Below are 13,219 nucleotides of genomic sequence, written 5' to 3' on the forward strand. Positions count from 1 at the left end.
CGAAAGCCTGTTATCCGCCCCAAGCGGATTCATGCTCAAAATAATATTTTAAATGATTTGAACCTTTTTTCAGATCGTCCTGTCTAAACACTTCAGATAACGAACTGGTGGGGGAGACTTCACAGGTGTTAGGTGTGTCAGCCAATGTTTTAACCGATGACTGTTCCGACTCGGACTTAGTTGCTGAGTGTCTAAAGGGCGATCGCACCTGCTTTCGCCACCTTTACCAACGCTACCAAAACAAAGTCAGGTCAACCCTTTACCAACTCTGCGGGCCCTCGCTGCTTGACGACTTAACGCAAGAAGTATTCCTGCGAGTGTGGAAAGGATTGCCAAAACTCAAGCACCAAGACAACTTTTCTACTTGGCTTTATCGAATCACTTGGAATGTGGCTTCTGACCAAAGACAAGCATTTGCTAAGCAGCATTCTTTTGATTCCAAACTCAAAAATCAAGAACAAATGGATCGGATTGTTGTCACAGATCGTACCTCAGACTTGATGCAGTTGCACTATCAAGATTTAGTGCAGCGGGGACTGGATCAATTGAGCTTTGAACACCGCAGCGTTTTGGTGCTCCACGACTTAGAAGACATCCCGCAAAAAGAAGTAGCCCAAATTTTGGGACTGCCAGCGGGAACCGTCAAATCTCGCGTGTTTTATGCCAGAAATGCTGTGCGACAATTTTTGCAAAAAGAAGGTGTCAGCGAGCTATGAATAACCCAAGCAGCGACCAAGAGTTAGTTAATTTCTTGAAGCAAAATCGTCCAAATATTCCTGAAGCTGCACCAGATTTAGAGCAAAAACTTCTAGCAGCCATAGAAAGTAATCAGGCGAGCCTTTTCTCTGAAACCCACCCCACAAAAACGCAATTAAGTGCGTCAGATAAGTCAGATAACAGGTTAAAAATATCCTCTGTTTCTAAGTGGGCATTGTCCTCGGCGATTGCTGCTAGTTTGCTAGTTTTTTGGTCTGGCTACCGTTCGTTTGAGACTGCACAATTGCCAGATGAGGAAACAGCTCAGTTAGAAGCATTTTTAGTCAATAACTGGGAGGGTGTACTCCAGGATTCTCCTCAAGAAAATATGACCAATCGCCCGCAAACAGAGTGGTTTAATTTCCCTGTTTCCGCTGACAGCGAACCGCCAACAAATAACTAATCTCAAAGAGGTAATTTTCATGTCAATTCGTCGCATTTCTGCCCTAGCCGTTTTAATGCTGACTCTCGGCAGCACAGCCGCAGCAATAGCAGTTCCCAATCCCCTAGAAGCGGGAACAATTGCCCAAAATCAGCGACCAAATCGACCTGCCGGCAAGGAAGGGGGGATGTTCGAGAAACTTAATTTAAGCGCCGACCAAAAGCAGCAAATGCAGGCAGTTCGCGATCGTTACAAAGACCAAGTTTCCCAGCGGATGCAAGCAGTCCGCCAAGCCAGACAAGAATTGGAAACGATGATGTCCGGCACGGCAAATGCTAGCGAAATACGCGAAAAACACCGTCAAATAATCGGATTGAGGCAGCAGTTGGAAGAGGTGCAATTTGAAAGTACACTTGCAATGCGAGAACTGCTCACGCCCGAACAGCGCAGCCAATTAGCTCAACTGATGCAGCAGCGCCGACAAACTGCTAGAAACAGGATGCAAAACGGTCAAAAACCGCAGTAATTGACGAGTAGTTTTGAGTGAATCGCAGGGTGTGCAATACGCACTCTGCGATTCATTGTTGTAAGCAAGTAGAAATCAATAAATGCAGGCAGCGAGAAAGGCAGCTTTTCTGTAATTTATGCGATGGCTTTCTCTCTTGGGAAAAGCAGTCTCAAAGCGCAGCATTTTCAAGTTTAGGGGAGTGCTTGACTTTTTTATAAACAGTCTCAAATTGCCTAATTTAAATCCCTGCAAGTCCTCGATATTTTCAGAATATCAGTATATATTTTGTTTAAGTTAGTGTTTTAACTTTTTTATTTAATAGCTCATAATAACTTAAAATAATTAGTTGGGAAGTCTCATAAATTTTTCTAGATGAATCTACAGAACGACTCAAGTTACATTTATTTACACGGATTTGCTTCAAGTCCCAATTCAGCTAAGGCTAGATATTTCCGAGATCGCTTTTCTTACCTAGGAATTGACCTAAAAACTCCCGATCTCAATCAAAACGATTTTTCGGGACTCACTCTCACCCGCCAATTAAACCAAATAGAAACTGAATTTTTGCAAGCCCAATCCTCCCAATCTCCTACAGAAAATGTAAAAAATTTAGGGGGAGTCACCATAATAGGGTCGAGTTTTGGGGGACTGACAGCGGCTTGGTTGGCCCAGCGACAATTGTCAGTAAAGCAAATAGTTTTGTTAGCGCCGGCTTTTGAATTTATCTCCCACTGGCTGCCACTGTTGGGACAGCAGCAGTTAGAAAAGTGGCAGTCTGAGAAATATTTGCCGATTTACCACTACGGCGAACAGCGTCATCTGCCGCTGAATTATCAGTTTTTGGCAGATATGGCTCAATACCCTGAACAAAAATTAATGCGGTCAGTCCCTACGTTAATTCTTCACGGCAAGCATGATACAATAATACCGATTCAAGCTAGCAGAAATTTTGCCGCTAACCGTCCCTGGGTGCAATTAATCGAATTAGAAGACGATCATGCTTTGGGCAATGTCCTAGCGGAAATTTGGGAAGCGATTCAAAAGTTTTGCCAATTCAAAAATTAAAATTTGACCAACTTCCAAGTCTCAACAATCAAATGAGTGAACAAGATCGATCGACTCGCACGTTAGCCGTTGACATTGGCGGAAGCGGCATCAAAGTTATGGTTTTGGACGAGGAAGGCCAACCCCAAACCGAACGCAGCCGTTTAGAAACGCCTCAACCGCCGAAACCGGAACCCGTACTAGAGGCGATCGCCTCTTTAGCCAGCGGACAAGGGGAATTTGACCGCGTATCAGTCGGTTTTCCCGGCGTCGTCTCTGGTGGCATCATCAAAACCGCAGTGAATTTAGATCCGTCTTGGATAGATTTTGACCTACAAACTACCCTCAAAGATCGCTTGGGAAAACCTGTGCGAGTGGCTAACGATGCCGATATTCAAGGATTGGGAGCAATTGCTGGGACGGGAGTAGAATTAGTAATTACCCTTGGCACCGGTTTCGGTTCTGCCTTATTTGTCGATGGTATCTTGGTGCCAAATCTAGAATTGGGACATCACCAGTTTCGCAAAGGAGAAACTTACGAACAGCAATTAGGGCGATCGGCATTAGATACAGTCGGTTCCAAAAGATGGAATCGCCGTCTGGAAAAAGCGATCGCTTCTCTGCAACATCTCTTTAACTGCGATCGCATTTACATCGGCGGTGGCAATACTAAAAAGATTGCTGTTGATTTACCGCCGCAGGTTAAAATAGTACCTAATGTCAGCGGTTTGTTAGGCGGAATTGCTTTGTGGCGCGATTGAATAAGCGGGGTGGGAAAAGTGCCCATCTCTATCCAAGAAACCGGGTTTTTTACCATGATTGAAGACAAAAATCGAGTATTTTAGTAAAAAAAACCGGTTTCTGCATCCAGGAGATTTGATTGGATTTTTGGCTGGTGCGTTAGCGGAATCCTAGAAGAGGATCGCCGTTTAAAAAATTATTCACCCATCGGATCGCGGTAGCGTTTGGGTTCATCCTTGCGAAACAGATTCGCCAAACCGAGGATACCCAACAAACCCAAAGCACCCCAATGATTGTTGTCTTCTTTGCTTTCTTGAAACGGAGTTCTGTCTAGAACAACTCCATTAGAATCAGTATTGTTCTGGGTAGGAGCTGACTCCGTTTGAGCTGAGGCAGGCATAGCTGAAGGGAGAACAGCCAAACTCAAAGCTATCAGGGTAGCCGCGGTATTTTTAGATATATCGGAAGGCTTGACTTTCATACTCGGTCTCCAAATATCAGCAGTTACTTTATCAAATTAATCAATTTGCTGCCGCCGACGCATCAATCGATCGACAGAAACTAAATTCCCCCTCTCCTCTTGCTTTCGAGATAGAACAAGCTCTATGCTAAGTTCAGATGCTTGTAAGCAAATTATCTAAAATAAAAAGTAGTAAATTATACCATGCTTCCCTTTATCCGAAAAGATTTAGCCGAACTTACCGCATACACTCCCCATCCGGGCGGCGCGTCAGGAGAACCAGCGCACTCGGAAAGTGCGATCGATCGCCTCGATACCAACGAATGCCCCTACGACTTACCCGAGGAATTAAAAAAAAAGCTAGCTTGGACTTACCAGCAGTTAATTGAGACAAATCGCTATCCCGACGGAGGCCACGCAGCACTCAAAGAGGCGATCGCCCAATACGTCAATGAATCCCTAAATGTCCCCCCCCTTAACAAGGGGGGGCTAGGGGGGGTTACACTGCCAAAAACAGCCATTACAGGCGACAATATTTCTGTAGGGAACGGTTCCGACGAACTAATTCGATCGCTCTTAATAGCTACTTGTTTAGGCGGGCAAGGCTCTATTTTGGTAGCGAATCCCACCTTTTCGATGTATGGAATAATCGCCCAAACCCTCGGCATTCCCGTTGTGAGTGTTCAGCGGAAAGAGGATAATTTTGAAATCGATATCGAGGCGGCTAAAAGGGCGATCCTCTCCGATGGCTGCGCTAACGACCAAAATCAAAATCCCCCCGTGCGGGCCGTCTTTGTCGTTCATCCCAATTCCCCCACAGCCAATGCTTTGACAGCAAATGAAATAGAATGGTTGTCAAGTTTGCCGGAACAGATATTAGTAGTAATTGACGAAGCTTATTTTGAATTCAGCCAAAATACTTTAGCAGACAGATTGCACCAGCATCCGAATTGGATAATTTTACGGACATTTTCCAAAGCATTTCGACTAGCATCAATGAGAGTCGGATATGCGATCGCCCATCCCGAACTCGCAGCCGCCTTAGAAAAAATCCGCCTTCCCTACAACCTTCCCAGTTTTTGCCAAGTAGCAGCAGAATTAGCCCTAGCGCAGCGGCAGTTATTGCTGGCAGTAATTCCCGAAATTATAGCAGAGCGAACCCAATTAATTGCAGCGCTAACTCAGCATCAAAAATTGCTAGTTTGGCCGAGTGCGGCTAACTTCGTTTACCTGCGGGTGAAAGCCGGTGAGGAGGAATCCTCCCAACAGGAACACCAACAAATCATGCAGCAGCTAAAAGAGCGAGGTACTTTAATTCGGCATACTGGAGGAGGTTTGCGTATTACGGTGGGTAGCCCGGAGGAAAATCAGCGGACTTTCGATCGAATCGCAGCGATTTTGACTTGACAACAACCTTTAAAAATGTTTATGAATTCAAGCAAATTACCATGCCATTTTTAATTATCAATCTGTCGCGCCGCGCGCATAGTTTGGGGAAATACGCCTACTAAAAGTGCCAAAGCTTCATCGGGAATTTGTGCTACTGTTTCCCCATCAAAATATTGTTCAAACTGAGTTAAAATCATTTGTGCCCGTTCCAAAGCTGCCGGCTTTGCCGTTAACTGTTCCGTTAACCGCACCCAATGCCGCCGAATTCCAAAAGCTTTCTGTCTTTCTTCGGGAGATTGAGGGCAAACCAAACAAAAATCGCCCACGGGAATCGCCTGCTGAGAGTCAACATCAAAAGCACCCCCAACGGCAGCCCCTGGCCCGGCAAACTCCGCGTGGAAGCGTTTAATCAAAATTAGACCGTTCCGGCGACGGCTATCTACCATCAACAGCTTGCCGCTGTTGATTTCTGCGAGAATGTCAGAGGAGTGGGGGTGTTCTGTCAAATCTGTGCCAAGGTGTCGATGTCGCAAGTCCGGGTCAGCAGAAAAGCCGGCGCGGATAAATATCGCTAGAGTTAAAATCAGAGCTGGATGAAGTATCAAATCTGCGATACTCCAGCGATCGAGATTATTCATTTAAAGTTATAAATTAATACTGTCACAAGGTGGTAGCGTGAGCGCGATCGAATATCAAATGCAGGTAGAACAAGCAGTAGACACCCTGAAAGCGGATCTCCCGACGCTTTTTGAAAAAGACATCTCCTACGATATATACACAAAAGATGTTTATTTTCAAGACCCTGTTAACAAATTTAAAGGAAAAATCAACTATCGCATTATCTTTTGGACTTTGCGATTTCACGGACAGCTATTCTTTCGCGAGATTTACTTCGACCTGCACGGTGTAAGTCAGACTGCCCCTGATACTATTGTGGCAAATTGGACTGTTCGCGGCGTCCTGCGGGTTCCCTGGAAAGCTCGGATTTTTTTTAACGGCTACTCTACTTATAAACTGGATAAAGACGGCTTAATTTACGAACATATCGACACCTGGGACAGAGAACCCGGAGAGATTTTAAAGCAGTTTTTCCGCAAGGGAGAGGATGCGAGCCCAGGATAAGCCAAAAAGGTCGATCGGGCCGCACAATCTGGGCCGGCAACCCAACTAACTTATAATGTCTAAAATGATCATCATCCCTCCGATTCTTTTTCTGCTATTTGTAAAGTGCTAAAATGATTCTCGCCTCTGATTCATTTTCTGCTCTTTGCACTCCCGAAAAACATCATGGCTGATATTGTCGAGACTGCCACCAATGCCGGCTCTTTCAAAACGCTCGTAACTGTTATTGAAGCGGCTGGTTTGTTAGATTTATTGCAAAGTCCGGGCCCCTACACCGTCTTAGCACCAACTGACGAGGCATTTGCCAAAATTCCTACGAACACTATTGCCTCTTGGTTGGAAGACATACCCAAGCTCCAGAAAATTCTGACCTATCACATTCTGTTTGGCGAGGTACTAACTGAGAACTTGCTTGAGTTAAGTTCTGCTGAAACAGTGGAAGGTTCTGTTGTGGGGATTGATATTTCTGACGGCATTAAAGTGAATGATGCTAAAGTTCTCACTTCAGATGTTCTTGCCGACAATGGCGTCATTCATATCATTGATGCGGTGCTACTACCAGCAATGGTTGCAGCATAATAAAACTTGTGCTTTTACCTATAAATGTAAGGTGCGCATTGCGCACCTTACATTTATAATAAATTTAGGATGCGCGGGGAAAATCACCGATAAATGTCGGGTGCGTCCGGAGCACATTACCCTACATTTTAAACTACTTACCCGAACCTAAAATCAACCCCGATCGCGCCGGCAGCATCAATTCTAAATGTCGAGTTTCTCCTTCACCTTTCCAAACAAAATCGCCTTTTCCAAACAGCAACTTATCGTGAGGAGATTTCAAATTAGCTACCTCAAAGCTAATATTAGCTTCTTCTGTCGCGACATTGACAGCAACAACTATTTCTTCATCCCCCAGAATTCTGACAAAAACGTAAACCGTTCCCTCAGCAAACAGAATTTGGTAAGCTCCAGTGCGGAGGGCTGCGTATTTGTGGCGCAAAGCTATCAACTGCTTGTGGTAATCTAAAACATCCAGTTCCCAGCTAGCTTGTAAGGGAAAACCGCGGCGAGAATCGGGATCTAGAGCACCGGGCAAACCAACTTCATCGCCGTAGTAAATGCTAGGAGCTCCGGGAAAAGTTAACAATAGCAAAGTAGCAAGTTCGACGCTAGCTTTATCGCCCCCAGCAATTGAGAGCAACCTAGCTGTATCGTGACTGGCCAACAAGTTAAGTTGAGTTAGCTGTATCGGCCACGGGTACAGTTCCAAAACCTGCTGAATTTTGTCGCCGTACTCTTTAGCAAAAAGTGGCGGATAGGGATGGTAAGAACGACCTTCAATTTGAGCTAAATCTACCCTGTCGCCCGCTGCAAAAGCAATAGTCGGCGCTGCAAAAAGATAATTCATTACTCCGTCAAATTGACTGCCGTCGAGCCATTCTCTCGCATCTTCCCAAACTTCGCCGACAATGTAAGCTTCGGGATTAATTGCTTTAACTCGTTCTCGAAATTCCTGCCAAAATCCCGGGGTTTTAATTTCAAAAGGAACATCGAGCCGCCAGCCGTCGATGCCGAATTTAATCCAATATTCGGCGATTTCCATGATGTATTCTCGTACTTCTGGATTCTCGTGATTGAATTCAGGAAGTGCTCGATTCCCGTCCCAACCGGCATAGTTAGCAGGAAAATTGCCGTCGTAGGCGGATAGCGGCCAGCCTTCAATTTTAAACCAATCCAGCCAAGGAGAATGGGGGCCGTTTTCGAGGATGTCGTGAAAGAAGAAAAATCCCCGGCTGGCGTGGTTGAATACGCCGTCGAGGACAATTTTGATGTTGCGATCGTGAGCGGCGTCTAGAAGCTCTTTAAAAGCCGGATTGCCGCCCAACATCGGATCGACTTGATAGTAGTCGTGGGTATGGTAGCGGTGATTGCTGGCCGACTGAAATATGGGGGTGAAGTAAATTGCGTTAATGCCTAAGTCTTGCAAGTAGTCTAGCTGTTCCATCACGCCCCACAAGTCCCCGCCTTTGTAGCCTTGGAGGGTGGGGATTTCGTGCCATTCTTCCCACATGAAGTTTTGCAGCAGGCGTTTGCGGGGCTGTTTGCTTTTGGCGAAGCGATCGGGGAATATTTGGTAGAATACCGCGTGTTTAACCCAGTCCGGCGTTTGAATTTGCATACACTTTTTTTAGCTTTTAGGGCTTAGGCTACAGTAGCAGAGGTTTCTAGGGGATCTAGCTTTTGGTAGAGAATAGACATTTAATCCAATTTTGTCGATCGACAAATTGTAAAAGCTTACACAAATTTGCAGTCAATCTCAGATTTAAAACTTACTCTACCTAGAAATTTATCGTCCCGGCGGGCGGCGCTTCCTGACTGCTGTGGAATCGGACAAACTCACACAACAGGAAAGCCAGCAACAAGAACGAGGTCTAACTCAACCAGAACAAGGACGCCAGCGGGCCCAACCAGAGCATCAGCGGGCGCGGTGCGAGACCCGCCTTGAAAAAGAACAACAGCGCGATGAGCCTGGATGGAGAAATTGCCAGAAGGGGGAATTAATTCAAGAAACTTGTAATTAAAAGCCCAAACCCCGAACCTTATTCTTTTGTTAAACTGCCGTTATTTATTGATGGGTATTTTAACTCACAACTCAAAACTCATAACTTCAGTCCCGAACGCACTCCCACTCTCATAAACCGGGTTTTTTAACTCTTATTGAGGGTTTGAAAAAGTATTTGGATTAAACAACCCGGTTTCTGCGTAAGCGACTCGACTCATAACTCATAACTCATAACTTCCTTGCTCCCCCCCCTTGTCAAGAAGCCCTCACCATCCGACACTGTACTTGGAGAGTTCATCGACCCTAGGGAGAAAGTTCCTTGAAAAAAGTCTTAGCCATCATCCTCGGTGGCGGTGTAGGCACCCGCCTTTACCCCCTAACCAAACTGCGAGCCAAACCCGCAGTTCCCCTCGCAGGGAAATATCGCCTCATCGATATTCCTGTCAGCAACTGCATCAACTCGGAAATACTCAAAATCTACGTCCTCACCCAATTCAACTCGGCATCCCTCAACCGCCACATCGCTCGCACCTACCAGTTTACCGGCTTTACCGACGGATTTGCCGAGGTGCTCGCCGCCCAGCAAACTCAGGAAAATCCCAACTGGTTTCAAGGGACAGCAGACGCAGTTCGCCAATATCTCTGGCTGCTAGAAGAGTGGGACGTTGACGAATACTTGATTCTTTCAGGCGACCACCTCTACCGCATGGACTACCAGAAGTTTGTGCACAGACACCGCGAAACCAACGCCGATATCACCCTCTCCGTTTTGCCAATGGACGAGAAGCGAGCCTCGGATTTTGGTTTGATGAAAATCGACGACAACGGCCGCATTGTTTCTTTCAGCGAAAAGCCAAAAGGCGATGCGCTCAAACAAATGCAGGTGGATACTACTAAACTGGGACTGACAGCGCAGCAGGCTCAGGAAAGTCCTTACATTGCTTCGATGGGGATTTACGTCTTCAAAAAAGAAGTTCTGATTAAACTCCTGAAAGAATCTCCAAACCAAACTGATTTTGGTAAAGAGATTATTCCGAATAATGCAAAAGAGCACAACGTTCAAGCTTATTTGTTTGACGATTACTGGGAAGATATCGGAACCATTGAGGCTTTTTACGATGCTAACTTGGCTCTGACAAAACAGCCTCAGCCTCCTTTCAGTTTCTACGATGAAAAGGCGCCGATTTACACTCGCCCGCGCTTCTTGCCGCCGACTAAGCTTTTAGATACTCACGTGACAGAATCGATTATTGCTGAAGGCTGCATTCTCAAACAGTGTCGGATCGACCATTCTGTGCTGGGAGTTCGATCGCGCATTGAAGCTGGATGTACGATTCAAGATACCCTGGTCATGGGTGCTGACTTTTACGAACCGGACGCGGAACGGCATTCTAGTTTAGACAACGGCGGAGTCGCCCTCGGTATCGGTGCAGATACTACAATTCGCCGCGCGATTGTGGATAAAAATGCCCGCATCGGCCACAATGTTCAAATAATTAATAAAGACCGAGTGGAAGAAGCCAACCGCGAAAACCTTGGTTTTTACATCCGCAGCGGCATTATCGTAGTCCTGAAAAATGCCACGATTCCTGATGGAACTATCATTTAGTTATTAGTCATTAGTCATTAGTCGTCAGTCATTAGTTTTTTAAGTTAAAATCTGTTACCTGCTTTTCAAGTAACAGATGATAAATAACTAAATTAGTGACAGATAACCAATGACCGATGACTGATGACTGATGACGAAATTAAAATTTTTTATCTTATTATTAATGGAAACCGCTGATTTAGGTTGTCGAAATACTTCGCTTTATTCAAAGCATTGCACATTAATAAGGGATAGTCTATGTTAGGGCCTGCGGTGATACAGATATGTTCGCTCGCCGGCGTCTGGCGAATTGCTTCTGATTCTTGTATTTGCGATCGTAGCACGACTGACAAATGCGCTGCCCGTTTCTTAGTACAACACAACTCTCGGAACAATCTTTCCAATCGTCGCAGCAGCCGCAAGGCCAACTTAGCAAATAATTCATAATGTTAGCACTCTCGTAGCGTTAAAAACTTATCGCTCTACTATCCTATCTTAATTTTTTTAAAAGTGTGTGTTCTAGTTAACAGACAGCGGAGAGATTATGTTATATTACTTTGACTTAAATGTATTCAGATAGTAAAAAAATAAGATCGTATAACACCGCTCTGAGGTGAGGGAAAAATATCTCGAAAGATTGTGGAATTACTGCGCGTTTTAGGGTATAAATTCGTGATAATTCAGGCAGCAGATTCGACCCGAGTTGCTGATGAGAACTTTCTAGGATTTGCATGGGGTGAAAAGCTCATATCGACAAGTTCGATCGCACCGCGCCACAAAAAAAGTGCGATCGTCCGCGCCAGTCAACCCTCCTAGCCTCGCGCCAGCAACAGCAGCAGCTTTCCCCGGTTCGTTTCAACCGGGTGGCAGCCTAAAGCTCTCGCCGCCTCCGGAAAGCCCGAAGGCGCACAACTCCTCAAAACTGATCGTGGCAATAGTTTCACCGCCTAAAAGCTCAAAGGCATAGTAACCGCCCGTAGGGTGAGGACGTTCTTAATTGATGAAACCATTGTTTTTCTTGTCGAATGCCGAAAGCATAACAGAGCCGGCTGCTCCGGCTGCCTTCAGCACGAGAGAGCCGAATGCTATAAAATCTCAAACAGCAGCGGAGTGCGGAAATTGCGATCGCCGCGCAAGCAACAACCGAACTCGATCGAGTCCAAACCTTTGATAACCTATAATTTGAATGAGATGCCGCAGGCACTTTAGCCGCTGGCATCCAGCTAATTCGCCATCCTGCTAATTGGGGATTTATTCTTTCTAACAACTAACAACTAACAACTAATAAAGAGGGATTGCTTAATGGCTGCAACAGATTTTAAAGACTATTACGCTATTTTGGGACTCAACAAAACTGCTAGCTCTGATGAAATTAAAAAAACTTTCCGCAAACTAGCCCGGAAATATCACCCGGACATGAACCCCGGGAACAAAGAAGCCGAAGCTCGTTTTAAAGAAGTAAACGAAGCTTACGAAGTGCTCTCAGACCCTGAAAAACGCACAAAATACGACCAATACGGTCAATACTGGAAGCAAGCTGCCACAACTCCAGGCGGATGGCCGGGCGGGGGCGCTACGAATGTAGACTTTGGCGGGGTTGACTTCAGCGAGTACGGCAGTTTTGACGAATTTATCAATGCCTTGCTAGGCCGCGCAGGTAGCAGTGCGGGTAGCGGGCGCAACGGCAAGTGGAATTACAGCAACTACCGCACCAGCAGCGGCGGGCCCACCGGTTTTGGCGGATTTGAAGATTTCGCGGGGTACGAAAACCGCACCGCAGGAAGCTCTCTCGACACCGAGGTCGCCATTTCCCTGACTTTGGGGGAAGCATTTCGGGGTACTTCCAAGCGTGTCGCCACAGGCGAAGTTTCGATTCCTGCGGGAGTGAAAACCGGCAGCAAAATTCGGATAAAAGGCAAAGGTCAAGTTGACCCGTACACTAAGCAGCAGGGAGATTTGTACCTAAAGTTAGAAGTTTTGCCTCACGCTTTCTTCCAGTTTGAGGGAGAGAATTTGGTCTGCGAAGTGCCGATAACTCCCGACGAAGCGGTGTTGGGAGCTTCAATTGAAGTGCCGGCGCCTGAAGGTCCGATCACTGTAAAATTTCCAGCCGGGATGCGATCGGGTCAGTCTTTGCGCTTGCGGGGGAAAGGATGGCCGAAACCGAAGAAAAACGAGCGGACTGATTTGTTGGTAAAAATTGCGATCGTGCCGCCGAAAGAACTCAGCACTGTCGAACGCGAGTCCTACGAGAAAATCCAAGCAAATCGTACTTTTAATCCTCGCAGTAATCTCAATCAGATGGTGCTTTGAAAAAACGTGCATTTCTCGGACGCAAATAATACCATTTCTTCAATATTCCCCAGGGACACAGCATTGTTGTGTCCCTACAGTATGCAAGCGCGATCTCATTGAAAAAAAACCCTGTTAACAAGTCAAATTTTCTTCGCCCGTAATTTGCAGTTTCCAACCTTCTCAAGACTCTTCACTAGCTCTTAGCTGAGTAGGTTGGCTACCTTGTTTGATGTTGATGCTAATTTTTTTAGCTCCTTTGTTCTCCAGGTCTCGGATGTAGCCGGTAGATCTGTCATACCAATTTACTATGAAGTTGCACTTAATATAGCTTCAAGGATATAGTCCCAACCACAGAGGGATAAAACTTCTTC

Annotated in this window: 17 protein-coding genes; 13 read left to right on the forward strand and 4 right to left on the reverse strand. The window is 45.8% G+C overall.

The genetic code is table 11. The features are described 5' to 3' along the window. Positions 1 to 125: 125 nt before the first annotated feature. From QUA13_RS24180 to QUA13_RS24200, 5 genes are all read left to right on the forward strand, one after another. Positions 126 to 716 (forward strand): sigma-70 family RNA polymerase sigma factor, encoded by a 591-nt coding sequence (locus tag QUA13_RS24180; RefSeq protein WP_333202631.1) that lies wholly within the window; start codon positions 126 to 128, stop codon positions 714 to 716. Next, positions 713 to 1,159 (forward strand): hypothetical protein, encoded by a 447-nt coding sequence (locus QUA13_RS24185; protein ID WP_333202633.1) that lies wholly within the window; start codon positions 713 to 715, stop codon positions 1,157 to 1,159. Before QUA13_RS24180 ends, QUA13_RS24185 begins: the two co-directional genes overlap by 4 nt. A 19-nt stretch (positions 1,160 to 1,178) precedes the next feature. Continuing rightward, positions 1,179 to 1,664 (forward strand): Spy/CpxP family protein refolding chaperone, encoded by a 486-nt coding sequence (locus QUA13_RS24190; protein ID WP_172190056.1) that lies wholly within the window; start codon positions 1,179 to 1,181, stop codon positions 1,662 to 1,664. 354 nt (positions 1,665 to 2,018) lie between these two features. Beyond that, positions 2,019 to 2,711, forward strand: a complete 693-nt coding sequence (locus QUA13_RS24195) for a YqiA/YcfP family alpha/beta fold hydrolase (protein WP_333202635.1) — start codon at positions 2,019 to 2,021, stop codon at positions 2,709 to 2,711. Between the two features lie 32 nt (positions 2,712 to 2,743). After that, positions 2,744 to 3,451, forward strand: coding sequence for an ROK family protein (locus tag QUA13_RS24200; RefSeq protein ID WP_333202637.1), 708 nt, complete (start codon positions 2,744 to 2,746; stop codon positions 3,449 to 3,451). Positions 3,452 to 3,627: 176 nt separating this feature from the next. On the opposite strand, the gene QUA13_RS24205 is transcribed toward QUA13_RS24200, so the two are convergent. Further along, the gene (locus QUA13_RS24205) at positions 3,628 to 3,912 is read right to left on the reverse strand and encodes a WGxxGxxG family protein (protein WP_333202638.1); all 285 of its coding nucleotides are present in this window, start codon (positions 3,910 to 3,912) and stop codon (positions 3,628 to 3,630) included. A gap of 183 nt (positions 3,913 to 4,095) precedes the next feature. On the opposite strand from QUA13_RS24205, the gene QUA13_RS24210 reads away from it, so the two are divergent. Continuing rightward, the gene (locus QUA13_RS24210) at positions 4,096 to 5,298 is read left to right on the forward strand and encodes a histidinol-phosphate transaminase (RefSeq protein ID WP_333202640.1); all 1,203 of its coding nucleotides are present in this window, start codon (positions 4,096 to 4,098) and stop codon (positions 5,296 to 5,298) included. Between the two features lie 50 nt (positions 5,299 to 5,348). Here QUA13_RS24210 and QUA13_RS24215 read toward each other — a convergent pair whose 3' ends face one another. Then, positions 5,349 to 5,918, reverse strand: coding sequence for a hypothetical protein (locus QUA13_RS24215; protein WP_333202642.1), 570 nt, complete (start codon positions 5,916 to 5,918; stop codon positions 5,349 to 5,351). Between the two features lie 58 nt (positions 5,919 to 5,976). On the opposite strand from QUA13_RS24215, the gene QUA13_RS24220 reads away from it, so the two are divergent. Both QUA13_RS24220 and QUA13_RS24225 read left to right on the forward strand, forming a co-directional pair. Then, positions 5,977 to 6,402, forward strand: a complete 426-nt coding sequence (locus QUA13_RS24220; protein ID WP_333202659.1) for a DUF2358 domain-containing protein — start codon at positions 5,977 to 5,979, stop codon at positions 6,400 to 6,402. A gap of 165 nt (positions 6,403 to 6,567) precedes the next feature. Further along, on the forward strand, positions 6,568 to 6,981 hold the full coding sequence (locus QUA13_RS24225) for a fasciclin domain-containing protein (RefSeq protein ID WP_333202644.1): 414 nt from the start codon (positions 6,568 to 6,570) through the stop codon (positions 6,979 to 6,981). Between the two features lie 133 nt (positions 6,982 to 7,114). Here QUA13_RS24225 and QUA13_RS24230 read toward each other — a convergent pair whose 3' ends face one another. Beyond that, positions 7,115 to 8,581: a glycoside hydrolase family 13 protein gene (locus QUA13_RS24230; protein ID WP_172190063.1), complete on the reverse strand. Its 1,467-nt coding sequence runs from the start codon at positions 8,579 to 8,581 to the stop codon at positions 7,115 to 7,117. A 202-nt stretch (positions 8,582 to 8,783) separates the two neighbouring features. On the opposite strand from QUA13_RS24230, the gene QUA13_RS24235 reads away from it, so the two are divergent. The 3 genes from QUA13_RS24235 (at position 8,784) to QUA13_RS24245 (ending at position 11,369) form a co-directional block, all read left to right on the forward strand. Next, the gene (locus tag QUA13_RS24235) at positions 8,784 to 8,984 is read left to right on the forward strand and encodes a hypothetical protein (protein WP_333202646.1); all 201 of its coding nucleotides are present in this window, start codon (positions 8,784 to 8,786) and stop codon (positions 8,982 to 8,984) included. A gap of 300 nt (positions 8,985 to 9,284) precedes the next feature. Then, complete coding sequence (locus QUA13_RS24240; protein ID WP_333202648.1) at positions 9,285 to 10,574, forward strand: glucose-1-phosphate adenylyltransferase; 1,290 nt, start codon at positions 9,285 to 9,287, stop codon at positions 10,572 to 10,574. Between the two features lie 651 nt (positions 10,575 to 11,225). Continuing rightward, on the forward strand, positions 11,226 to 11,369 hold the full coding sequence (locus QUA13_RS24245) for a hypothetical protein (RefSeq protein WP_333202649.1): 144 nt from the start codon (positions 11,226 to 11,228) through the stop codon (positions 11,367 to 11,369). On the opposite strand, the gene QUA13_RS24250 is transcribed toward QUA13_RS24245, so the two are convergent. Continuing rightward, the gene (locus QUA13_RS24250; RefSeq protein ID WP_333202651.1) at positions 11,366 to 11,488 is read right to left on the reverse strand and encodes a hypothetical protein; all 123 of its coding nucleotides are present in this window, start codon (positions 11,486 to 11,488) and stop codon (positions 11,366 to 11,368) included. The two genes, QUA13_RS24245 and QUA13_RS24250, sit on opposite strands and share 4 nt — an antisense overlap. Positions 11,489 to 11,553: 65 nt before the next feature. On the opposite strand from QUA13_RS24250, the gene QUA13_RS24255 reads away from it, so the two are divergent. Together QUA13_RS24255 and QUA13_RS24260 are read left to right on the forward strand one after the other, a co-directional pair. Beyond that, on the forward strand, positions 11,554 to 11,724 hold the full coding sequence (locus QUA13_RS24255) for a hypothetical protein (RefSeq protein WP_333202653.1): 171 nt from the start codon (positions 11,554 to 11,556) through the stop codon (positions 11,722 to 11,724). A gap of 131 nt (positions 11,725 to 11,855) precedes the next feature. Further along, complete coding sequence (locus tag QUA13_RS24260; RefSeq protein WP_333202655.1) at positions 11,856 to 12,866, forward strand: J domain-containing protein; 1,011 nt, start codon at positions 11,856 to 11,858, stop codon at positions 12,864 to 12,866. Positions 12,867 to 13,219 lie beyond the last annotated feature (353 nt).

The sequence above is a fragment of the Microcoleus sp. S28C3 genome, from assembly GCF_036700785.1.
Lineage (GTDB): Bacteria > Cyanobacteriota > Cyanobacteriia > Cyanobacteriales > Microcoleaceae > Microcoleus > Microcoleus asticus.

Coding starts and splice junctions, on each gene's coding strand:
- QUA13_RS24185 (WP_333202633.1), top strand. CDS start 713: ATGAATAACCCAAGCAGCGACCAAGAGTTAGTTAATTTCTTGAAGCAA.
- QUA13_RS24190 (WP_172190056.1), top strand. CDS start 1,179: ATGTCAATTCGTCGCATTTCTGCCCTAGCCGTTTTAATGCTGACTCTC.
- QUA13_RS24195 (WP_333202635.1), top strand. CDS start 2,019: ATGAATCTACAGAACGACTCAAGTTACATTTATTTACACGGATTTGCT.
- QUA13_RS24200 (WP_333202637.1), top strand. CDS start 2,744: ATGAGTGAACAAGATCGATCGACTCGCACGTTAGCCGTTGACATTGGC.
- QUA13_RS24205 (WP_333202638.1), bottom strand. CDS start 3,912: ATGAAAGTCAAGCCTTCCGATATATCTAAAAATACCGCGGCTACCCTG.
- QUA13_RS24210 (WP_333202640.1), top strand. CDS start 4,096: ATGCTTCCCTTTATCCGAAAAGATTTAGCCGAACTTACCGCATACACT.
- QUA13_RS24215 (WP_333202642.1), bottom strand. CDS start 5,918: ATGAATAATCTCGATCGCTGGAGTATCGCAGATTTGATACTTCATCCA.
- QUA13_RS24220 (WP_333202659.1), top strand. CDS start 5,977: ATGCAGGTAGAACAAGCAGTAGACACCCTGAAAGCGGATCTCCCGACG.
- QUA13_RS24225 (WP_333202644.1), top strand. CDS start 6,568: ATGGCTGATATTGTCGAGACTGCCACCAATGCCGGCTCTTTCAAAACG.
- QUA13_RS24230 (WP_172190063.1), bottom strand. CDS start 8,581: ATGCAAATTCAAACGCCGGACTGGGTTAAACACGCGGTATTCTACCAA.
- QUA13_RS24255 (WP_333202653.1), top strand. CDS start 11,554: ATGAAACCATTGTTTTTCTTGTCGAATGCCGAAAGCATAACAGAGCCG.
- QUA13_RS24260 (WP_333202655.1), top strand. CDS start 11,856: ATGGCTGCAACAGATTTTAAAGACTATTACGCTATTTTGGGACTCAAC.